The 22,474-nt window shown below is 63.5% G+C and carries 14 protein-coding genes; 11 read left to right on the top strand and 3 right to left on the bottom strand.

The genetic code is table 11. The features are described 5' to 3' along the window. Window positions 1–99 precede the first annotated feature (99 nt). The 8 genes from IMX18_RS02970 (at window position 100) to IMX18_RS02935 (ending at window position 11,441) form a co-directional block, all read left to right on the top strand. On the top strand, window positions 100–4,248 hold the full coding sequence (locus tag IMX18_RS02970; protein WP_217190076.1) for an NEL-type E3 ubiquitin ligase domain-containing protein: 4,149 nt from the start codon (window positions 100–102) through the stop codon (window positions 4,246–4,248). A gap of 321 nt (window positions 4,249–4,569) precedes the next feature. After that, window positions 4,570–5,487: a glutamate/aspartate ABC transporter substrate-binding protein gene (locus tag IMX18_RS02965; RefSeq protein WP_015271573.1), complete on the top strand. Its 918-nt coding sequence runs from the start codon at window positions 4,570–4,572 to the stop codon at window positions 5,485–5,487. A gap of 141 nt (window positions 5,488–5,628) precedes the next feature. Next, window positions 5,629–6,375: an amino acid ABC transporter permease gene (locus tag IMX18_RS02960; protein ID WP_015271574.1), complete on the top strand. Its 747-nt coding sequence runs from the start codon at window positions 5,629–5,631 to the stop codon at window positions 6,373–6,375. Further along, window positions 6,376–7,047 carry an amino acid ABC transporter permease gene (locus IMX18_RS02955; RefSeq protein WP_013973970.1) on the top strand — a complete coding sequence of 224 codons (672 nt, stop codon included), beginning with the start codon at window positions 6,376–6,378 and terminating at the stop codon, window positions 7,045–7,047. Then, entirely contained in the window at window positions 7,044–7,778 is a 735-nt protein-coding gene (locus tag IMX18_RS02950; protein WP_015271575.1) for an amino acid ABC transporter ATP-binding protein, read from the top strand. The genes IMX18_RS02955 and IMX18_RS02950 overlap by 4 nt, the downstream gene beginning before the upstream one ends. 72 nt (window positions 7,779–7,850) lie before the next feature. Next, window positions 7,851–9,755 carry a two-component sensor histidine kinase AauS gene (gene aauS / locus IMX18_RS02945; RefSeq protein ID WP_015271576.1) on the top strand — a complete coding sequence of 635 codons (1,905 nt, stop codon included), beginning with the start codon at window positions 7,851–7,853 and terminating at the stop codon, window positions 9,753–9,755. A gap of 47 nt (window positions 9,756–9,802) precedes the next feature. Beyond that, window positions 9,803–11,080 carry a two-component response regulator AauR gene (gene aauR / locus IMX18_RS02940; protein ID WP_230491511.1) on the top strand — a complete coding sequence of 426 codons (1,278 nt, stop codon included), beginning with the start codon at window positions 9,803–9,805 and terminating at the stop codon, window positions 11,078–11,080. Window positions 11,081–11,105: 25 nt separating this feature from the next. Next, window positions 11,106–11,441: a GlpM family protein gene (locus tag IMX18_RS02935; RefSeq protein ID WP_015271577.1), complete on the top strand. Its 336-nt coding sequence runs from the start codon at window positions 11,106–11,108 to the stop codon at window positions 11,439–11,441. 168 nt (window positions 11,442–11,609) lie between these two features. Here IMX18_RS02935 and IMX18_RS02930 read toward each other — a convergent pair whose 3' ends face one another. Continuing rightward, window positions 11,610–12,605, bottom strand: a complete 996-nt coding sequence (locus IMX18_RS02930) for an alpha/beta fold hydrolase (RefSeq protein WP_024087669.1) — start codon at window positions 12,603–12,605, stop codon at window positions 11,610–11,612. A 196-nt stretch (window positions 12,606–12,801) separates the two neighbouring features. On the opposite strand from IMX18_RS02930, the gene metR reads away from it, so the two are divergent. Continuing rightward, window positions 12,802–13,719 (top strand): transcriptional regulator MetR, encoded by a 918-nt coding sequence (metR, locus tag IMX18_RS02925; protein WP_003258025.1) that lies wholly within the window; start codon window positions 12,802–12,804, stop codon window positions 13,717–13,719. Here the strand turns inward: metR and IMX18_RS02920 are convergent. Further along, entirely contained in the window at window positions 13,703–14,116 is a 414-nt protein-coding gene (locus IMX18_RS02920; protein ID WP_054573736.1) for an NUDIX hydrolase, read from the bottom strand. The two genes, metR and IMX18_RS02920, sit on opposite strands and share 17 nt — an antisense overlap. A 226-nt stretch (window positions 14,117–14,342) precedes the next feature. Between IMX18_RS02920 and IMX18_RS02915 the strand changes: the two genes are divergently transcribed. Both IMX18_RS02915 and IMX18_RS02910 read left to right on the top strand, forming a co-directional pair. Then, complete coding sequence (locus IMX18_RS02915; RefSeq protein WP_217190077.1) at window positions 14,343–18,611, top strand: DEAD/DEAH box helicase; 4,269 nt, start codon at window positions 14,343–14,345, stop codon at window positions 18,609–18,611. Window positions 18,612–18,888: 277 nt separating this feature from the next. Beyond that, entirely contained in the window at window positions 18,889–20,508 is a 1,620-nt protein-coding gene (locus IMX18_RS02910; protein WP_191472204.1) for an FMN-binding glutamate synthase family protein, read from the top strand. Window positions 20,509–20,651: 143 nt separating this feature from the next. On the opposite strand, the gene IMX18_RS02905 is transcribed toward IMX18_RS02910, so the two are convergent. Next, window positions 20,652–22,070 carry an amino acid permease gene (locus IMX18_RS02905; RefSeq protein ID WP_013973978.1) on the bottom strand — a complete coding sequence of 473 codons (1,419 nt, stop codon included), beginning with the start codon at window positions 22,068–22,070 and terminating at the stop codon, window positions 20,652–20,654. Window positions 22,071–22,474 lie beyond the last annotated feature (404 nt).

Raw genomic sequence — 22,474 nt, 5'->3', positions numbered from 1 at the left:
CCTGGCTGTCAAGCGGGCCATTCGGCGCAGCAGTAACTACCGCCAAACCACATTATCGGCGTGATGCTCTGGGGTCTTTCTAACCCCGGAGAACATCACGTGCCACCCACCGAATACAACCCGTCCTATTCAGTCGACGCCCTGATCGCCCAGCAACTGCCAGACTGGTTGACCGGCGCCGACACAACGCACCTGCAAGCCTACGGCAAGGCCTTGGGTGCACAACAACAGGCAGCGGACAGGCTTCGCCATCTGCTCGAAAGAATCCCTCGCCTCGAAGACTTCGCCCTGCCTCTGCTCGAACGCGCGCTGCGTGAGCAGAGACTGGGGCATATCGACGCGCGACGGGGTCACGTGGTCGTGAGCGAAGAGTTCCAACTACCTTCGGCCGCAGAGCATTTCTACAAGCCGACCGTAATCCATAGCACACGACAAACCCTGCTGGCTGCCGCCCTGCATAACTTCGAAGCACACGAAGCTAAACCGTGGCTGTTGCGTAAAGCGCATCTGGAAAACGAGAAAGGCGAAAAGCTGGCCATGACCTTCGAGCAATTCGTTCGCCTGTGCCGCTCGCTGGATCTGGGCGGCAAGTATCAGGTGCTGCTCAAGACAGTGCTCGAACCCAAGGCTGGGCGTGGCCAGCCGGGCGATCAGGCGCGCACGAGAATAAGGCACCTGTTTGAAACCGGTGTACGAACGCGCATGCAAGCAGCGGTTTACGAGGCCAGGTTCAAGCGGCAACTGGATGAGCGGGATCTGCTTCGGCTGCGGTCGATGCTGGAAACCCCTGCGCTCGCAACCTATGGCAAAGGCACGCTGACACCTCGCCAACTCTATCTGCTCGGCAAGTGCGTGACGGGGGTCATCACTCTCGAATGGCGCCCTGCCTTGGCTGCCGACATCGACGAGATCATCGTCTGGATACCCGATGCCCCCGGGCAAAGCCTGTGCTTCTACGACAGTTGGAACGATGTATACAGCGACCTGGCCACTCGCCTCAAACAGCAGCCATTCCGCAGGTTTTTCAAGCGTTTCATCAAGGCGCGGGACACAAGCGCTTTCGACAAGGAACTTGCACAACGGCTGGTAGCGTCGCCTGGAGCAAAGAAACTGCAGCTCGACGGGCGAAACCTGCCCATAGAGGGGGATGTGTTCGCACATGTACGAGCGCTTTTGCTCGGACGAATGTTCGATGATGCAGCCTACCTGGCTGTGCCCACGGACGTCGAAGACCGCCTGAGCAGACATCAGCGCTTGCAGGGCATGCTCAGCGCCGGGTTGGACCTGCTGGGGCTGGCAGCTCTGGTCGTACCGGTATTGGGAGACCTGCTGCTGGTCGTCAGCGCGGCGCAATTGCTCGATGAAGTCTACGAAGGCTACCAGGACTGGCAGCTAGGTGATCGCCAAGGTGCACTGGACCACTTGTTCAACGTAGCCCAGGGCCTGGCGACCACAGGCCTGACTGCAGGTGCGCTGCATACGCTGCGACGAATACCTTTTGTCGACAGGCTTGCGCCAACGGTGTTGCCCGGCCGCGGCGTAAGGCTGACCAGAAACCTCCGCTACCTGCCTGCCGAGGAAAATGTCTCGGTATTATTGGAAGGCCTGCAAGGGGAGCACTTTGCCGACACGTTGTCAGACCATGGCCGGATGCTTCTGCAGGTCACAGGCCTGTCCGTGGACCAACTGCGCCGACTTTGCCTGGAGAACGCTCCACCACCCGCGCGGCTGCTAGACATCCACGACCGGATCAAGCTGCACCAGCAGGATCCGACCCTGAAAGGGCTGGCCTTCGAGCAAAAACTTCAGGCATGGCAAACACCGCTATCCATCGACCAGGCCAAGCTGATCGGCGCCTTTCGGGGGCTGTCGCCAAGGGGCGCCCAGGAAGTCATCGACCATTGCAGTAGCGCCCAGATAGAACAGTTGCATGCTTCCGGGCGGATACCACTGAGCATGGCGCAACATGCACGATGGTATGAACATGCCAGCCGTATTGACCGAGCTTGTCTCGGCTTGCGCCTACAGAACCTGACCAACACCGATAGCGAAATACTGGCGCTACGCCTCATCGAGCGGGAAGCCCCGTGGCCAGACTCAGTACGGGTCGAATTACGCCACGGGGGCCTGGAGGGATTACAGATATTCGCCAGCCAGAGCGAGACCGCGCAGAAGGTGCGCACCATTGTCAAAAATGAGCAAGGCTACGCCTTGGCTGGCGAAGAAACCCAGGGCAAGTCCTTGCTGGCAGCGCTCCTGCGGTGCCTGGACGACGAGCAGAAAACCCGGTTGGGGAACCGCAACCTGCAGCTCAGGGAACTGCGCGACAAACTGGCCATGGCAGCCGAACAGGATCGCGACTCCACGGCTAGCCTGCTCGACCTGCCCGGCATCCGCGCAACTATCAGGCCGCCCCGGCGTTTCGCCGACGGCAGGCTGGCCTATACACTCAGCGGCGGTGGTGAAAGCAGCCAAAGCGCTATTCGCCGAGGGATCCATCAAATATTCCCCACACTCTCCGAACTGCAACTGGACGCTTACCTCGAAGCAGTCCGCCAGCGCGGGGAGAGCTTGTGGGACCATTACCAGGCGCTGCAACGCCAGCTTGCCGACCTGCGCGAAACACTTCGGGTCTGGCAGGCCGGTTGGCAATCTCCGATCGACGCCATTCGCAGACGCCGGGTAGCCGATACCCTTCGCCGCAGTTGGCGGCGCAAACTGGTGGACGGCAACGACCAATATGAACTGACCATAGACGGCGAGCACATCGATGCCTTGCCAGACCTGCCGGAGGGTGTGGAATACCGACACGTGCGCCGGCTGACGTTACGCAACATGCGCCTGCAGCAGATCGATGCGCACTTCCTAAGGCTGTTCCCCAACGTCGTGGACCTGGACCTGAGCGGCAACCAGCTGACATTGGTTCCCGAGGGCATCGAGGGCCTCAGCCAGCTACGGCGCTTGAACCTGAGCAACAACCTGATTGCGATGGACGCAGCAGGTAGTAGCCGCCTGGCTCAGTTGCAGCGGCTGGATACCCTGATACTCAATTACAACCCCCTCAACGGCATGCCCGACCTCTCGGCCTTGCCACATGTGCGGGACCTGCGCCTGCGAGCAACGGGCCAGGCGGATATTGGCCTGGTCCACCAGAGCGTAGCGCTACGCGCCCATATCGACTTGCGCGACAACAGAATCAGCGAGTTGCAGCGCGAGATGCGCGGCTTGCGCCTGCGCCTGCAAAGGCTGAACCTGCATGACAATCCGTTGAGCGAAGGCAGCATCGAGTATCTGGACGAAGCACAGGGTGCCAGCGAAACAGGCGCCCGAGGCAGCGCGTCGTATGCCCACGAGCCAATAGATGAAGAAACCCGTGCAACCTGGGTAGCGTCCAGAAACGAGCTCCTCCGTGCAGAACGGGAGGCAGCCTGGGACCGCCTGAGCGAGGAGCCGGGCTCTGGAGGCCTGTTCAGATTCCTGGCCGACTTTGCCCAGAGCGAAGACTTCGAGGCCCATCCGCGGCATTTTCGACGCCGTCTCTGGCACATCCTCGAAGCCTGCGAAAACAATGAAGCGTTACGCGAGCAGTTGTTTCGCGAGGCCGACGGGCCGCGTACCTGCGAGGATCGCCTGTTGCTGCTGCTCAATCAGATGGAAGTGGGCGTGCTGGCCTTCCAGGGCATCGAAGGAGTACCAGCGGAAATGAGAGAGAGCCGCCTGCTGTATCTGGGCGGCCAGCTGCACCGCCTGGACCTGCTTGACGATATTGCCAACCGGCACATCCAGGCCCTGCGCGAAGCAGGACGCAGAGTAGATGAAATCGAAGTTCGGCTTTTCTATCGCCTGCGGCTGACAGGGCCACTTGACTTGCCAGCACCACCGGATGAGATGCACTTCGCATCATTCGCCCACGTGACAACGCGGGATCTGAATGCAGCAGAAATAGAAGTACTGCAAAGCTACAGCACCTTGTCGATGCTGGACGCGCTTGCAGGCCGCCCTTACTGGCAGAACTACCTGCGAGAAACCTATGCTGACCGTTTCGAGGCGACCGCAAGGCCTTATCACGAGCGAATGGAAGCGCTCGAGGCACGGGCCGTGGCCGGCCAGGAAGCGGGCTATGAAGACCAGGCCAGGGTTTTGATGCGCGAACTTGCCGCCGAGGAGTCAGTGCTGATACGCACCCTCACTACCGAGGCCTGGGCGCGCTGGAACCAGACGCCGAAAGAGCGGCTCATGCCCCACTGACCAGGCTGGCAGCACTGCGATCAGGCTCAGCATGGCAGCGGTCCTGATCGCTCGTGCATTGCGATGCAGGGCTGGCAATCCGTTCGGATTTCCGAACGATTAACCGCTATTCATTCGGTATGGCGAATGAAACTTACCGTCACACGATGAGTGCGAAAGGTTGATTCCCAATGAATTCGAGGCGTTATGATCAATGCCAGAGCTTGGCACGACTCATGCTCTACACTTGGTAGCCGAATGCAATCGTTTATTTCTGTATTCGTTGAACGAAGAGTCCGCCAACGGCTCCATAAAAAAAACAAACACGTCGAGGAAAATTTGATGCGCATCGTTCGTCAATTGCTGGGCGCCGCCATCGCGGCCGCCGTGATCGCTTCGCCGGCCATGGCCGAAGAACTGACCGGCACCCTGAAGAAGATCAAGGAGTCGGGCACCATCACCCTGGGCCACCGCGACTCCTCCATCCCGTTTTCCTACCTGGCCGGCAAGCCAGAGCCCGTGGGCTACTCGCATGACATCCAGCTGGCTGTCGTCGACGCCCTGAAGAAGCAGCTGGGCACGGACATCAAGGTCCGCTACAACCTCGTCACCTCCCAGACCCGCATCCCGCTGGTGCAGAACGGCACCGTAGACCTCGAGTGCGGCTCCACCACCAACAACGTCGAGCGCCAGCAGCAAGTCGGCTTCTCGGTCGGTATCTTCGAAGTCGGTACCCGCCTGCTGACCAAGGTCAAGGACGGTCAGCCGGCATACAAGGACTTCCCGGACCTGGCCGGCAAGAACGTGGTAACCACCGCAGGTACCACCTCCGAGCGCATCCTCAAGGCGATGAACGCCGACAAGCAGATGAAGATGAACGTGATTTCCGCCAAGGACCACGGTGAAGCCTTCAACATGCTCGAAAGCGGCCGCGCCGTGGCCTTCATGATGGACGACGCCCTGCTCGCCGGCGAAATGGCCAAGGCTCGCAAGCCGTCGGACTGGGTCATCACCGGTACCCCGCAGTCCTACGAGATCTACGGCTGCATGGTGCGCAAGGATGACGCGGCCTTCAAGAAAGCAGTCGATGACGCCATCGTCGGCTACTTCAAGTCGGGCGAAGTCAACAAGAGCTACGATAAATGGTTCCAACAGCCAATCCCGCCGAAGGGTCTGAACCTGCAGTTCCCGATGAGCGACGAGCTGAAGAAACTGATCGCCGAGCCGACCGACAAGGCTGCGGACGAGAAAAAGTCCTGACCACCAGCCCATGGCCTGTTGCGCTGCAAAGCGCGAATTAAACCTGCAGGCCACCCGTTAGTGTCTAACCTTTCATCCGAGGGCTTATGCCCTCGGATGTTGGAAGGTGCCCGTGAAACAACCGTCTGAGGGGAAATCCCGATGAATTACAACTGGGACTGGGGCGTGTTCTTCAAGTCCACCGGCGTGGGCAGCGAAACCTATCTGGACTGGTACGTCACCGGCCTGGGCTGGACCATCGCCATCGCCATCTCCGCCTGGGTCATCGCCTTGCTGCTGGGCTCGGTCCTCGGTGTCATGCGCACCGTGCCGAACCGTTTGGTATCGGGTATCGCCACCGCCTATGTGGAGCTGTTCCGCAACGTACCGCTGCTGGTGCAGCTGTTCATCTGGTACTTCCTGGTGCCAGACCTGCTGCCAGAAGGCCTGCAGGAATGGTTCAAGCAGGACCTCAACCCGACCACCTCGGCGCTGATCAGCGTGGTCATCTGCCTGGGCCTGTTCACTGCCGCCCGCGTGTGCGAGCAGGTGCGTACCGGCATCCAGGCGCTGCCCCGCGGCCAGGAAGCCGCCGCCCGCGCCATGGGCTTCAGCCTGTCGCAGATCTACACCAACGTGCTGCTGCCACAAGCCTACCGGATCATCATTCCGCCGCTCACCTCGGAATTCCTGAACGTGTTCAAGAACTCGTCGGTGGCGTCGCTGATCGGCCTGATGGAACTGCTGGCACAAACCAAGCAGACCGCTGAGTTCTCGGCGAACCTGTTCGAGGCCTTCACCTTGGCCACGCTGATCTACTTCACCCTGAACATGGGCCTGATGCTGCTGATGCGCATGGTCGAGAAGAAAGTCTCGGTGCCCGGCCTGATTTCCGTAGGGGGCAAATAAATGGACATGGATTTCAGCGAAATCATCCCGGCCCTGCCTGCCCTTTGGGAAGGCATGGTCATGACCCTGCAGCTGATGATAATGGGCGTGGTTGGCGGGATTGTACTGGGGACCATCCTGGCCCTGATGCGCCTGTCGTCGAGCAAGCTGCTGTCGAACGTGGCCGGCGCCTACGTCAACTACTTCCGCTCGATCCCGCTGCTGCTGGTAATCACCTGGTTCTACCTGGCAGTACCATTCGTGCTGCGCTGGATTACCGGCGAGGACACCCCGGTAGGTGCTTTCACCTCCTGCGTGGTGGCATTCATGATGTTCGAGGCCGCGTACTTCTGCGAAATCGTCCGCGCCGGCGTGCAGTCGATCTCCAAAGGCCAGATGGGCGCCGCCCAGGCCCTGGGCATGACCTACGGCCAGACCATGCGCCTGATCATCTTGCCCCAGGCCTTCCGCAAGATGACGCCGCTGCTTTTGCAGCAGAGCATCATCCTGTTCCAGGACACCTCGCTGGTCTACACCGTGGGCCTGGTGGACTTCCTCAACTCGGCACGCTCCAACGGCGACATCATCGGGCGCTCCCATGAGTTCCTGATCTTCGCCGGTGTCGTGTACTTCCTCATCAGCTTCTCCGCTTCGTGGCTGGTCAAGCGCCTGCAAAAAAGGATCGCCGTATGATTTCCATCAAGAACGTAAACAAGTGGTACGGGGACTTCCAGGTACTGACCGACTGCAGCACCGAGGTCAAGAAGGGTGAAGTGGTGGTGGTCTGCGGCCCGTCGGGCTCGGGCAAGTCCACCCTGATCAAGTGCGTCAACGCCCTGGAGCCGTTCCAGAAAGGTGACATCGTGGTCGACGGCACCTCCATCGCCGACCCCAAGACCAACCTGCCCAAGCTGCGTTCACGCGTTGGCATGGTGTTCCAGCACTTCGAGCTGTTCCCGCACCTGACCATCACCGAGAACCTGACCATTGCCCAGCGCAAGGTGCTTGGCCGTAGCGAAGCAGAAGCGACCAAGAAGGGCCTGGCCCTGCTCGACCGCGTCGGCCTCGGTGCCCACGCCAAGAAGCACCCCGGCCAGCTGTCCGGCGGCCAGCAGCAGCGCGTGGCCATCGCCCGCGCCCTGTCGATGGACCCGATCGTCATGCTGTTCGACGAACCGACCTCGGCCCTGGACCCGGAAATGGTCAACGAAGTACTGGACGTGATGGTCGAGCTGGCCCACGAAGGCATGACCATGATGTGCGTGACCCACGAAATGGGCTTCGCCCGCAAGGTGGCCAACCGCGTGATCTTCATGGACAAAGGCAACATCATCGAGGATTGCCAGAAGGAAGACTTCTTCGGCAACCCGAGTGCCCGCCACGAACGTACCCAGCACTTCCTCAGCAAGATCCTGCAACACTGATTTTGCTTCACTGAAGCGGTCGGCGCCGCTGCCCTTCGGGCAGCAGGCGCTGGCCGTGACAAGGCCACTGTGATGAAATGCGATCCTTCGCTTCTTCTCCCTGCCAAGCCTGCCGTGAAATCCCGCCTGCTCCGCCAATTGCTGTTACCGCCACTGATCATCCTGCTGATGGTCGGCCTGGGAATGGCTGGCTACCTGATCAGCGAGAGCAGCGGTATCCGCACCCTCAGCGAAAACGGCGAGCGCCAGCTGGAGCTGCACGCGCGCACGGTCGAGAGCGAAATCAGCAAGTACACCTACCTGCCGAGCCTGCTGGAGCTGGAAGACAGCGTCTCGCATCTGCTCACCGACCCTGACGGCGGCTCGCGGCAGACCGTCAACGAATACCTCGAAGGCCTGAACCGGCGCAGCCGCAGCCGGGCCATTTTCGTCCTCGACACCAATGGCCGGGTCCAGGCCACCAGCAACTGGCGCGATGCCGACTCGTTCCTCGGCGAGGACCTGTCGTTCCGTGCCTACTTCCAGACCGCCGTGCGCGGCGAGCCCGGGCGTTTCTACGGTATCGGCAGCACCACCGGCGAGGCTGGCTATTACCTGGCCCACGGCCTGGAGGAACACGGCAAGATCATTGGCGTGGCGGTGATCAAAGTGCGCCTGGACACCCTCGAGGAGCGCTGGCAGCGTGCCCGCCTGGAAGCGTTCGTCAGCGACGAGAACGGCATCATCATCCTCTCCAGCGACCCGGCCCGGCGCCTGAAGTCGGTACGCCCGCTGACCCCGCAGATCAAGGAGCGCCTGGCCCGTAGCCTGCAATACTACTGGTGGCCGCTGAACGAGCTGCAGCCCCTGGCCCGGGAAACCCTGGCCGATGGTGTGGAAAAGCTGACCTTCCCGGCCAACAGCGAAACCGCACAGGGCAAGGCCCGCGAAATGGCCTACCTGGCCCAGACCCGACGCCTGGTCGACACGCCCTGGCACTTCACTCTGCTGACCCCGCTGCAGGACCTGCGCCGCGAATCCATGGTACAGGGCATCCTGGTGGGCGTGGCCTTTGCCTTGCTGGCGATCCTCGGCATTGCCTGGAACGAACGGCGCAAGGTCATCGCCACCCGCCTGGCAGCCCGCGAGGCCCTGCAGGAAGCCAACAGCCAGCTGGAGCGACGGATTACCGAACGCACGGCCGACCTGCGTGCCAGCAACGAACGCCTCAAGGGCCAGATTCGCGAGCGCCGGCATGCCGAGCAGACCCTGCGCCACGCCCAGGATGAGCTGGTACAGGCCGGCAAGCTGGCCGCCATCGGGCAGATGTCCACCAGCATTGCCCACGAACTGAACCAGCCGCTGGCCGCGCTGCGCACGCTGTCTGGCAACACCGTGCGCTTCCTCGAGCGCGGGGCACTGGAAACCGCCAGCACCAACCTGCGCACCATGAACGACCTGATCGACCGCATGGGCCGCATCACCGCCAGCCTGCGCTCGTTCGCCCGACGCAGTGACGACAGCGGCCAGGCCTCGCTGGCCAAGGCAGTGGACGCTACCCTGCAGGTGCTGGCCAACCGCATCAGCGCCTGCCACCTGCAGCTGCACAATCAGTTCGAGGACCAGCAGCTGGCCATCGACCAGACCCGCCTGGAGCAGATCCTGGTCAACCTGATCGGCAACGCCCTGGATGCCATGGCCGCCCAGCCGCTGCCGCAACTGTGGCTGGAAGGCGAGCTGCAGGGCGACAAGTACCGTTTGCAGGTGCGCGACAATGGCCACGGCATCGACGCCGAGGCGCGCAAGCACCTGTTCGAACCTTTCTTCACCACCAAACCGGGCGAACACGGCCTGGGCCTGGGCCTGACCCTGTCGGCGAGCCTTGCCGCCGCCGCCAAGGGCAGCCTCAACGTCGAGCACCCCGCCAGCGGCGGCACGGCCTTCGTCCTGGCCCTGCCCCTGGTCTCACCCCCTAGCGAATCGGCAGAGCACCCATGAACCAAGCGCCTCTTACCGTCCTGATCGTCGAAGACGACCCGCATGTGCTGCTCGGCTGCCAACAGGCGTTGGCCCTGGAAGACATCGCCTGCGAAGGCGTAGGCAGCGCCGAACAGGCGCTGGAACGCATCGGCGACGACTTCGCCGGCATCGTCGTCAGCGATATCCGCCTTCCGGGCATCGATGGCCTGGAGCTGCTCAACCGCCTCAAGGCCCGCGACCGCAGCCTGCCGGTGGTACTGATCACCGGCCACGGCGATATCGACATGGCGGTCGGCGCCATGCGCAATGGCGCCTACGACTTCATGGAAAAACCCTTCTCCCCGGAGCGCCTGGTCGACGTGGTGCGCCGCGCCCTTGAGCAGCGCGGGCTGTCGCGCGAAGTGGTGGCCCTGCGCCGCCAGCTGGCCGAGCAAAGCAGCCTGGAGGGGCGCATCATTGGCCGCTCGCCGGCCATGGAGCACCTGCGCGAACTGATTGCAAACGTCGCCGATACCTCGGCCAACGTACTGATCGAAGGCGAGACCGGTACCGGCAAGGAACTGGTCGCCCGCTGCCTGCACGATTTCAGCCGCCGCCAGGGCCAGCCGTTCGTGGCACTGAACTGTGGCGGCCTGCCGGAAAACCTGTTCGAAAGCGAGATTTTCGGCCACGAGGCCAACGCCTTCACCGGTGCCGGCAAACGCCGCATCGGCAAGATCGAACACGCCAACGGCGGCACGCTGTTCCTCGACGAAGTGGAGAGCATGCCGATCAACCTGCAGATCAAGCTGTTGCGCGTGCTGCAGGAGCGCACCCTGGAGCGGCTGGGCTCGAACCAGAGCATTCCGGTGGACTGCCGGGTGATCGCCGCCACCAAGTCTGACCTGGATGCCATGGGCCAGAGTGGCCAGTTCCGCAGCGACCTGTATTACCGGCTGAACGTGGTGACACTGGAGCTGCCGCCGCTACGCGAGCGCCGCGAAGATATCCTGCAGCTGTTCGAACACTTCCTGCAGCAGTCGGCCCTGCGCTTCGACCGTGAAACACCTGCGCTGGACAGCCAGACCCTGTCGCGCCTGATGGCCCACGACTGGCCGGGCAACGTGCGTGAGCTGCGCAACGTCGCCGAACGCTATGCCCTCGGCCTGCCTGCGTTCAAGAAAGGCCCCAGCGGTGGTGCCAGCCAAGGCTTGGGCTTTGCCGAGGCGGTGGAAGCGTTCGAGCGCAACCTGCTCAGCGATGCCCTGCAACGTACTGGTGGCAACCTGAGCCAGGCCAGCCAGGAGCTGGGCATGGCCAAGACCACGTTGTTCGACAAAGTGAAGAAATACGGCCTCGGCTGACCTCAACCCAACCTGGAAAGACAACGTGGACCTGGTATTCAAAGCTGCCTTGGGTGCTGGTGTGGTGCTGCTGCTGGCGGTGCTGTCGAAGACACGCAATTACTACATCGCCGGGCTGGTGCCGCTGTTCCCCACCTTCGCCCTGATTGCCCACTACATTGTCGGCAAGGGGCGCAGCATTGCCGACCTGAAGACCACCATCCTGTTCGGCATGTGGTCGATCATTCCGTACTTCGTGTACCTGGCGACCTTGTATGTACTGGTCGACCGCATGCGCCTTGAGGCATCGCTGGCGCTGGCCACGGTGGCCTGGCTGATGGCTGCGACCGTGCTGGTGACCCTGTGGGTGCGGATGCACTGAGGCAGTCGGCTGACGCGGTCCGTGTAGGAGCGGCCTTGTGTCGCGATGGGGCGCGTAGCGGCCCCCGATTTCAGCTTCGCAACGAATATTGCCGGGGCCGCTTTGCGGCCCTTTCGCGACACAAGGCCGCTCCTACAGGGGATAGCATCAGCCTGGAAGCATGGAAATTCAGAGCCCTGCGATATGCGTGACATCCTGCCGATGTGCCTGCAGGTAGGGCAACACCGCCCCCAGCAGCGGCGCCTTGAACGGCTCCTGGAAGCGGTGCGCCAACCCCGGTATCAAACGCAGCTGGCTGCCCTGGATATGTGCTGCCAGGTGCACGCCATGCATCACCGGCAGCAACGGGTCGGCCGTGCCATGCACTACCAGGGTCGGCACCCGCAACTGGTTAAGCAACTCGACCCTGCTCGGCTCGGCCAGTATCGCCATGATCTGGCGCTTGGCCCCTTCAGGGTTGAACGCCCGGTCGTAGGCCACGGCCGCTTGCTGCAGCAAGGCCGCACGGTCGTCACGCACCTCGGGGCTACCCAGCGCCGCCAGCAGATCAGCCTGCTGCTCAATGGCCACTTCGCGGTTCGGCGCGCTGCGCCGGGCCAGCAACTGCACCAGCGCCGGATCCGGCGCCGGCAACCCCGCCGCCCCTGAACTGGACATGACCAGCGTCAGGCTGCGCACGCGCTCGGGCGCCATGGCAGCCAGGTGCTGGGCAATCATGCCGCCCATGCTCACCCCCAGCACATGAAACTGGCGCACGCCCAACGCATCCATCAAGCGCAGGCCATCGTCCGCCATGTCGGTCAGCGTATAGGGCGCAGCCACCGACAGGCCCAGCTTGTAGCGCAGCAGTTCGACCGTCAGGTTGGCCGTCGGTGGCAACTGGTTCCAGCGTGACAGGCCGACATCGCGGTTGTCATAGCGGATCACCCGAAAGCCCTGGCGGCACAACGCTTCGACCACGTCGTCCGGCCAGTGGATCAGCTGCCCTCCAAGGCCCATCACCAGCAGCAAGGCCGGGTCGCGTGGCGCACCGACGCTCTGGTAGACAAGGCTGACCGCGCCCAGCTCGGCACGCTGCACCGGCACGTGGGCGTCACAACGCTGTTCAGCGAAACTTGCAGGTACGCCGAATACAAAGAAAAGAAAAAGCCAAAAAGCCCGCATGAAAGAAACACCAGAATGCAGATCCCCAGTAGAGCGCGAGTCTGATGAATTCTGTTCGGGCGCGCTGCCACAGTTCAGTGACAGTTTGATGACTCCCGCCAGGCGGTGCGGCGGTACGCCCAGTCGACAGGCGCGGCAACATGAGGGAAACTCAACTCATTCCCTGTTTCCTCAAGTCCACACACCGGAGTCAGCTGTGCTGGAGATCCGTCACCTGAAAACCCTTCATGCCCTGCGCGAGGCCGACAGCCTCGTGGAGGCTGCCGAGCGCCTGCACCTGACTCAGTCGGCGCTGTCGCACCAGTTCAAGGAGCTGGAAGAACGCCTGGGCCTGCCACTGTTCGTGCGCAAGACCAAGCCGATCCGCTTCACCAGCGCCGGGTTGCGTCTGCTGCAACTGGCCGATGCCACCCTGCCGCTGCTGCGCGGCGCCGAACGTGACATCGCGCGCCTGGCCGGCGGCACCGCCGGTCGTCTGCACATGGCCATCGAATGCCACAGCTGCTTCCAGTGGCTGATGCCGACCATCGACCAGTTCCGTGACGCCTGGCCGGAGGTGGAGCTGGACCTGGCCTCCGGCTTTGCCTTCGCACCACTGCCGGCCCTGGCCCGCGGCGACCTTGACCTGGTGGTGACCTCCGACCCGCTGGACCTGGCGGGCATCACCTACGTGCCGCTGTTCACCTACGAGGCGATGCTGGCGGTGGCCAACCAGCATCCGTTGGCCAGCAAGCCCTACATCGTGCCGCAGGACCTGCTCGACCAGACCCTCATCACCTACCCGGTGGAGCGCGACCGCCTGGACATCTTCACCCGCTTCCTGGAGCCAGCCGACATCGAGCCCGCCGCCGTGCGCACATCGGAGCTGACGGTGATGATGATGCAACTTGTGGCCAGTGGCCGTGGCGTTTGCGGCATGCCGCACTGGGCGCTGCACGAGTACAGTTCGCGCGGGTATGTGAAGGGCAAGCGCCTGGGTGAGAAAGGCCTGTTCGCCACGCTTTATGCCGCCGTGCGCACCGACATGCTCGATGCGCCATATATGCGCGACTTCTTGCTCACGGCCAAGGACACCTCGTTCGCCACCCTCGATGGCGTCAGCGCGGTGCGCTGACGGCCTGGCGGTATAGCGGCAGGATCAGGTCGCGGGTCAGGGGTGCAAGCTGCATGGCGGGTGCCTGGTCTGCGGCCAGCCACACCACCTCCTCGATCTCCGCGGCCGGCAGCACGGCTGCGGCGCTGTCGACACGGAACAGTTCGGCCTGTACCTCGAAGCCCGGCTCGTTGGCGGCCGGGGCGCTGAACCGGCCCAGGTGCACGGCCTGAGCTGGGTCGATGTGCAGGCCTAGTTCCTCATGCAGCTCGCGCACCAGCGCCTGCACCGGGGTTTCGCCAGCATCGATCTTGCCGCCGGGCTGCATGAAAGCCTGGGTGCCGCGCTTGCGTACCAGCAGGGTGCGGCCTTGGGAGTCGATCAACAGGGCCGCGGCTATGCGGATGGTGTTGGGCATGGGGGCTCACCTGAAACAATGGCCGGGGAGGATCCCATGGGGGTCCTTGCCCTGACAAGGCCAGTGTCTCATGTGCCGGCCTCTTCGCGGGTGAACCCGCTCCCACAGGTGCACCACAAGGCCAGAGAGCGGCGCAGTACCCGCGAAGAGGCCGACACAGGTCGTAGCCGATCCAGCAGACGAACGGCCCCTTGCCAACCCGCCCCACACCCTCCATAACCAACACATGAACCTGCCCGCCAAACACCACCCGGTGCTCGAGCTGTTCCACCCCGCCGTGCGCACCTGGTTCCGTCGCCACTTCGCTACGGTGACCGATGCCCAGGCCCAGGCCTGGCCGTTGATCCATGCGGGCCAGTCGATGCTGCTAGCCGCACCGACCGGCTCGGGCAAGACCCTCAGTGCGTTCCTGGCCGTGCTCGACGAACTGTTCCGCCAAGGCCTGGAGCACCAAGGCGAGCTACCAGCGCAAACCCAGGTGGTCTACGTTTCGCCACTCAAGGCGCTTTCCAACGATATCCGCCTGAACCTGCAAACCCCGCTCGAAGGCATCAGCCAGGCCATCGCGGACCAGGGCCTGAACGCCCCGCGCATCACCACGGCCGTGCGCAGCGGCGACACCCCGCAGAAGGAGCGTGCCGCCATGCGCAAGCTGGCGCCGCACATCCTGGTGACCACCCCCGAATCGCTCTACGTGCTGATGGGCTCGGCTTCTGGCCGTAAAGGCCTGGCCAGCGTGCACACGGTAATCGTCGACGAAATCCATGCCCTGGCAGGCAACAAGCGCGGCGCCCACCTGGCACTGACCCTGGAGCGCCTGCAGGCCCTGTGCAACCGGCCGTTGCGGCGCATCGGCCTGTCGGCCACGCAACGCCCGGTCGAGCGGGTGGCGCAATTTCTGGTCGGCAACGGCCGCCCCTGCGCAATCGTCGATGTCGGCCATGCTCGGCAGCGCGACCTGGCCATCGAGGTGCCGCCAGTGCCGCTGGGTGCAGTGATGTCCACCGATGTCTGGGGCCTGGTCTATGACCGCCTGGCCACCCTGGCGCGCGAACACCGCACCACCCTGGTGTTCGTCAACACCCGGCGCCTGGCCGAGCGCATCACCCGCCACCTCAGCGACCGGCTGGGCAAGGAGGCGGTTGCCGCGCACCACGGCAGCCTGGCCAAGGAACTACGCCTGGATGCCGAACAACGCCTGAAGAATGGCCAGTTGCAGGTGCTGGTGGCCACTGCATCGCTGGAGCTGGGCATCGATATCGGTGACATCGATCTGGTCTGCCAGATCGCCTCACCAGGTTCGATAGCGGCCTTTCTGCAGCGGGTCGGCCGCGCCAGCCACCAGGTCGATGGCGTGCCAAAGGGCCGCTTGTTCCCGACCTCGCGCGATGACCTGATCGAATGCGTGGCCCTGCTCGACTGCATACGCCGGGGGGAGCTGGACGAGCTGCACATTCCACGGGCGCCGCTGGACGTGCTGGCCCAGCAGATCGTCGCCGAAGCCAGCAACCAGCCCTGGCACGAACAAGCCCTGTTCGACTGCCTGCGCCAGGCCACGCCCTATGCCGAACTCGACCAGCAACATTACCAGGCCCTGCTGCGCATGCTCGCCGAGGGCTACAACGGCCGCCAGGGCGTGCGCAGTGCCTATCTGCACCGCGATGCGGTGAGCGGCACCCTGCGTGGCCGCCGCGGCAGCCAGCTGACCGCCCTGACCAGCGGCGGCACCATCCCCGACAACGCCGACTACGCCGTGCTGCTCGAACCGCAGGCGCTGAACATCGGCAGCGTCAACGAAGACTTCGCCGTGGAAAGCATCGCCGGCGACATCTTCCAGCTTGGCAATGCCTCCTATCGAATCCTGCGGGTCGAGCCGGGCCGGGTGCGGGTGGAGGATGCCCATGGCCTTCCACCGACCATTCCATTCTGGCTGGGCGAGGCGCCGGGGCGCAGCGACGAGCTGTCCGCCGCGGTGGCCCGGCTGCAGGCGCAGATCGACCAACAGCTGGCTGACAACAACCAGGCCGAGGTGCTGGCATGGTTGCAGGCCACCTTCGAACTGGGTGAAGACGCCGCCGGCCAGTTGCTCGACTACCTGGCCCGCACCCGCGAAGTGCTTGGTGCCCTGCCCTCGCAGGACACGCTGGTGATGGAGCGCTTCTTCGATGAGTCCGGCGGTACCCAGTTGATCATCCATTCGCCCTACGGCAGCCGCATCAACCGCGCCTGGGGCCTGGCCCTGCGCAAGCGCTTCTGCCGCACCTTCAACTTCGAGTTGCAGGCGGCGGCCAGCGAGGACGCCATCGTGCTGTCGCTGTCCTCCAGCCACAGCTTCGAACTGGACGACGTGTGGCGTTACCTGAATAGCCGCAACGCCGAGTCGATCCTTGTCCAGGCACTGCTCGATGCGCCGCTGTTCGGCGTGCGCTGGCGCTGGAACGCCAGCGTGACCATGGCCTTGCCGCGCTTTGTCGGCGGTCGCAAGGTGGCGCCACAGATCCAGCGGATGAAGAGTGAAGACCTGATTGCCGCCGTGTTCCCCGACCAGATCGCCTGCCTGGAGAACATCGTCGGCGAGCGGCAGATTCCCGATCATCCGCTGGTCGAGCAAACCCTCGACGACTGCTTGCACGAGGCGATGGATAGCGAAGGCTGGCTAGCACTTTTGCGGCGCATGGAAAGCGGCACGGTACGCCTGCTGTGCCGCGATCTGCCCGCCCCTTCGCCGTTGGCGGCGGCCATCCTCAATGCACGGCCATATGCCTTCCTGGATGACGCGCCACTGGAAGAGCGTCGCACACAGGCAGTGCTCAACCGGCGCTGGAACGAGGTGCAGAACGGCGACGACCTGGGCGCGCTGGACGCCGATGCGATTGCCGCCGTGACGGCCGAGGCCTGGCCGCAACCGGGCAACGCCGACGAAATGCATGAAGCGTTGATGGGCCTGGGTGTCATCAGCCAGGACGAAGTGCAGGGCAATGCCGGCTGGGAGCTGCTGCTCAGACAATTGGCCAAGGCTGGCCGGGCCTTGCGCCTGGTGGATGAAAAACTGTGGCTGGCACGCGAGCGGTTGAGTCTGCTGCAGGTGCTGTATCCCGGCTCCCGGCTGGAACCTGCGTTGCAGGTACTGCCAGGCTTCGATCAGGCCATCGAGCCGGACATTGCGCTGGTCGAACTGTTGCGAGCCCGCCTGAGCGGCCATGGCCCGCTGACCCGTGCGCAGATTGCGGCAGCACTTGGCAAGCCGCTGCCGGCCATCGAACAGGCCCTGGCCCGCCTGGAGGCCGAAGGCTATGTGCTGCGTGGGCATTTCAGCCCCGGCGCAAGCGAACTGCAGTGGTGCGAGCGCCATTTGCTGGCGCGCATCCACCGCTACACAGTCAAACGCCTGCGCCGGGAGATCGAGCCGGTCAGCCTGCAGGACTTCGTGCGCTTTCTGTTCGACTGGCAGCACCTGGCTGACGACACGCGCCTGCGCGGCCCGCAAGCCGTGGCCGAGGTACTTGGCCAGTTGCAAGGGTTCCCGAGTGCAGCCGGAGCCTGGGAGGCCGAACTGCTGCCGGCACGTATCAAGGACTACAGCCCGCACTGGCTCGACGATGCCTGCCGTAGCGGGCAGTTTGCCTGGAGCCGGCTGGCGGCGACCGTGTCGAGCAACACCTTGTCGAGCACACCGCTGGTGCTGCTGCCACGCGAGCATCTTGGGTTGTGGCGCAGCCTTGCCCCCGTACCCGCCCTGGATAGCCTCGGCGCACGGGCGCAACGCGTCCACGAGGTGCTGAACGCACATGGCGCGCTGTTCTTCGACGAGCTGGCACACGACGCCCACCTGCTGCCCAGCGAACTGGAGACGGCGTTGCAGGAGCTGGTAGGCGCAGGGCTGGTAGGGGCCGACAGCTTCACCGGCCTGCGCAGCCTGATCACCCCGGCGGCGAAACGCACATCGCGCAACAGCCGACGCGGCCACCCACCGCTGTCCAGCAGCATGTCCCATGCCGGGCGCTGGGCGTTGCTGCGCAGGGGCGCTGTAGACGACAGCCAGCGCCTGGAGCACATCGCCCGGGCCCTGCTACGGCGCTATGGCGTGGTGTGCTGGCGCCTGCTGGAGCGCGAAAGCGATGTGTTGCCGCCCTGGCGCGAATTGCTGCGCTGCTATCACCGTCTGGAAGCGCGTGGCGAGATTCGTGGCGGGCGTTTCATTGCCGGGCTGGCTGGCGAACAGTTCGCCTTGCCGGAGGCGGTGGGGCTGCTGCGGCAGGTGCGGCGGCGTGAATTGGACGGGACTCTGGTGGTGGTGAGTGCCAGTGACCCGCTGAACCTGGTTGGGTCGTTGCTGCCGGGGGCGAAAGTGCCGGCGGTGAGTGGCAACCGCCTGCTGTACCGCGACGGGGTGCCAGTGGCGATGCGGGTGGCAGGGCACTATTCGTACCTGGTCGAAGCGCCGGCACAAGAGCAGGAAAGCTGGCGGCAGAAGCTGCTGCGCGACACTATCTGAATCCCTTGTTGCTGACTTCAGGGCATGCACAGCACCTGTAGGAGCAGCCTTGTGCTGCGAAGAGGCCATTATTGCCGAAGACAATCTGTTTCCCTACTGGCCTCTTCGCAGCATAAGGCTGCTCCTACAAAAGCCCGTGTTGGCCTGAAGACTATCGCCAGGCTCTGCGAGAATGATTTTCGCTACCCCGATTTTAATTTGCACAGCCGAGCAACTTGGCTATGGTCGGGGTTTGCCCCAGGCCCTGAGCCTGACCGCGCCATCGCAAGGACCCTGTATGAGCCTGTCACTTCTCAGTCGCTATGCCTTCTTCGCCACCTGTGTGCTGTTCACCCTGGCGAGCCTGCCGTTCACCCACCACGAATGGCTGTGGCCGTTCACCCTGAGCACCGGCATCCTCAGCCTCATCGGTCTGTTCGACCTGTTGCAGCAACGCCACGCAGTACGCCGCAACTATCCGATCCTGGGCAACATCCGCTATCTGGTCGAGGCCATTCGCCCGGAAATTCGCCAGTACCTGCTGGAGGCGGACAGCGACGCCCTGCCGTTCTCCCGCGCCCAGCGCTCGCTGGTTTACGCAAGGGCGAAGAACGAAGCCTCGGACAAACCCTTCGGCACCCTGATCGACGTGTACGAGTCCGGCTTCGAATTCATCGGCCACTCCATGCGCCCGGCGCCATTGGCCGACCCGGCAAGCTTCCGGGTCATCGTCGGCGGGCCGCAATGCAGCCAGCCATACTCGGCGTCGATCTTCAACATATCGGCGATGAGCTTTGGCTCGCTCAGCGCCAACGCCATCCGCGCCCTCAACCAGGGCGCCAAGCTGGGCAACTTCCACCATGACACCGGCGAAGGCAGCATCAGCCCCTATCACCGCGAGCATGGCGGCGACCTGGTCTGGGAACTGGGCAGCGGCTACTTCGGGTGCCGCACGCCAGACGGGCGCTTCGACCCCGAACGCTTTGCCGCCCAGGCACGCAGCCCGCAGGTGCGGATGATCGAAATCAAGATGAGCCAAGGCGCCAAGCCCGGCCATGGCGGCATCCTGCCCAAGCACAAGGTGACCCGGGAAATCGCCGAAACCCGTGGTGTGCTGATGGGCGAAGACTGCATATCGCCGTCGCGCCACAGCGCCTTCTCCACACCCATCGAGATGATGCAGTTCATCGCCCAGTTGCGTGAGCTGTCTGGCGGCAAACCGGTAGGTTTCAAGTTTTGCCTGGGCCACCCGTGGGAGTTCATGGGCATCGCCAAGGCCATGCTGGAAACCGGCATCCTGCCCGACTTCATCGTCGTCGACGGCAAGGAAGGCGGCACCGGCGCGGCGCCGGTGGAGTTCACCGACCACATTGGCGTACCGCTGCGCGAAGGGTTGCTGTTCGTGCACAACACCCTGGTTGGCCTGAACCTGCGCGACAAGATCAAGCTGGGCGCCAGCGGCAAGATCGTCAGCGCGTTCGACATTGCCAGCGTGCTGGCCATTGGCGCTGATTGGGCCAACTCGGCGCGCGGCTTCATGTTCGCCATCGGCTGCATTCAGTCGCAGAGCTGCCACACCAACAAGTGCCCGACCGGTGTGGCCACGCAAGACCCTCTGCGCCAGCGTGCGCTGGTGGTGCCGGACAAAGCCCAGCGGGTGTTGAACTTCCACCACAATACCTTGCGTGCCCTGGCCGAAATGCTTGCGGCAGCGGGCCTGGAGCACCCGGCGCAGCTGGAAGCCAAGCACCTGGTACGGCGCATCTCGGCCACCGAGATCAAACTGTTCTCGCAGATGCATGTGTTCTTGAAGCCGGGTGAACTGCTGACTGGCGAGGTGAACGGGCAGTTCTATTCGCGCATGTGGCAGCTGGCGCGGGCGGACAGCTTTGAACCGAACAGCGAAGTGGCGGCCTGATAGAACCCTGGGGCTGCTACGCAGCCCATCGCGACACAAGGCCGCTCCTACAGGCGACCGCGACCCATGCAGCTGGCTGCGGTCGCCTGTAGGAGCGGCCTTGTGTCGCGAAAGGGCCGCAAAGCGGCCCCAGCCATTTCAGATCAGGAAGCAGTACTGGCCACACCCTGCGCGTCTTTCGGCGCCAGGCGGAACGCGTAGTACAGCACCGTCAGCAGCACCAGGAACGCCGGGCCGATGTACAGCGCCACGCGGGTATCCTCGAAGTACGCCATCAGGCCGACCACCAGCACCAGGAAGGCCAGTGCCAGATACGAGCTCAACGGCCACAGCCACATGCGGTATTTCAGCGCCTTGCGTTCAGTGGAGCTCAGGCCGGCGCGGAACTTCAGTTGCGCCAGCAGGATCATCACCCAGGTCCAGATCGCGCCGAAGGTGGCGATCGAAGTCACCCAGACGAAGACCTTCTCCGGCACCAGGTAGTTGGCCAGCACGCCCAGCAGCAGCGCGCCGATCGACAGCAGCAGCGCGTTGCGCGGCACGCCGTTCTTCGACGTACGGGCGAAGGCCGCCGGGGCCTGGCCGTTCTGCGCCAGGCTGTAGAGCATGCGCCCGGTGCTGAAGATGCCGCCGTTGCACGACGACAGCGCTGCAGTGATGACCACGAAGTTGATGATGCCGGCGGCGGTCTTGATGCCCAGGCGCTCGAAGGTCATGACGAACGGGCTGCCCTGGCTGCCGATTTCGCTCCAAGGGTAGATCGACAGGATCACGAACAGCGCACCGACATAGAACAGCAGAATGCGCCAGAACACCGAGCCGATGGCCTGCGGGATGGTCTTTTGCGGGTTGCGTGCTTCGCCGGCAGTCAGGCCGATCATTTCCACGCCCAGGTAGGCGAACATGACCATTTGCAGCGACATCAGCACGCCGGTCACGCCATTGGGCATGAAGCCGCCGTTGCTCCAAAGGTTGGAAATACCCACTGCCACGCCGTCATTGCCGAAGCCAAAGGCAATGATGCCGATGCCGCCAAGGACCATGGCGATGATGGTGACGATCTTGATCAGGGCGAACCAGAACTCGAATTCACCAAAGGCCTTGACGGCCACCAGGTTGACCGCCCCCATGCTGCCCAGCGCCGCCAGGGCCCAGATCCAGCGTGGTACGTCAGGGAACCAGATACCCATGTAGATGGCCACCGCGGTGATTTCGGCAACGCAGGTCACCAGCCACAGGAACCAGTAGTTCCAGCCGGTAAGGAAGCCCGCCAGCGGGCCTAGATAGTCCTGGGCATAACGGCTGAACGAGCCAGCGACAGGGTTGTGCACGGCCATTTCGCCAAGGGCGCGCATGATCACCAGGATGGCCAGGCCGCCGATGATATAGGACAACATGATGGCGGGGCCGGCCATTTCGATGGCCTTGGCCGAACCGAGGAAAAGACCGACACCGATACAGGCGCCCAGCGCCATCAGGCGGATGTGCCGTTCGCCCAGTTCACGCTTGAGCGGGCCGCCTTCAGCGGCCTGGCCGTGGGCAGAGTGGTTGCCGACTGGCATAGCAATACAACCTCATTTTGTTATTGGATTTGACCTTCGTGCAGCTCCAGCCAGGCCGATAGGCGTGGCATTGGCTTGCCGAACTGGCCTTGTGGGCCGGCCCGAGTGCCGGAATAGAGCGCCCGGCGAGGCGAAGGGGGCGAGCAGTATAGGAAGACCCTTGCAGGTTTTTTCGCTGTATAAACAGGAATATTCAGCTAGATCTCTGGGGCCGCTTCGCACCCCATTCGCAGCACAAGGCTGCTCCTACAATGGATACGCATTCCCCTGTAGGAGCAGCCTTGTGCTGCGAATGGGGCGCGAAGCGGCCCCAAATCGCCCGGCCACCATAGCAACATCGCCGTATGAAGAAACCCACACCAAAGCCGCATAGCCCTACGCCACTCTTCTCCGTCTCTTACAAA

Source organism: Pseudomonas shirazica, assembly GCF_015168335.1.
In the GTDB taxonomy this organism is placed as follows: domain Bacteria; phylum Pseudomonadota; class Gammaproteobacteria; order Pseudomonadales; family Pseudomonadaceae; genus Aquipseudomonas; species Aquipseudomonas asiatica.
The sequence above is the reverse complement of the archived record's forward strand: the minus strand, read 5'-3'. Positions and strand labels throughout refer to the sequence as shown.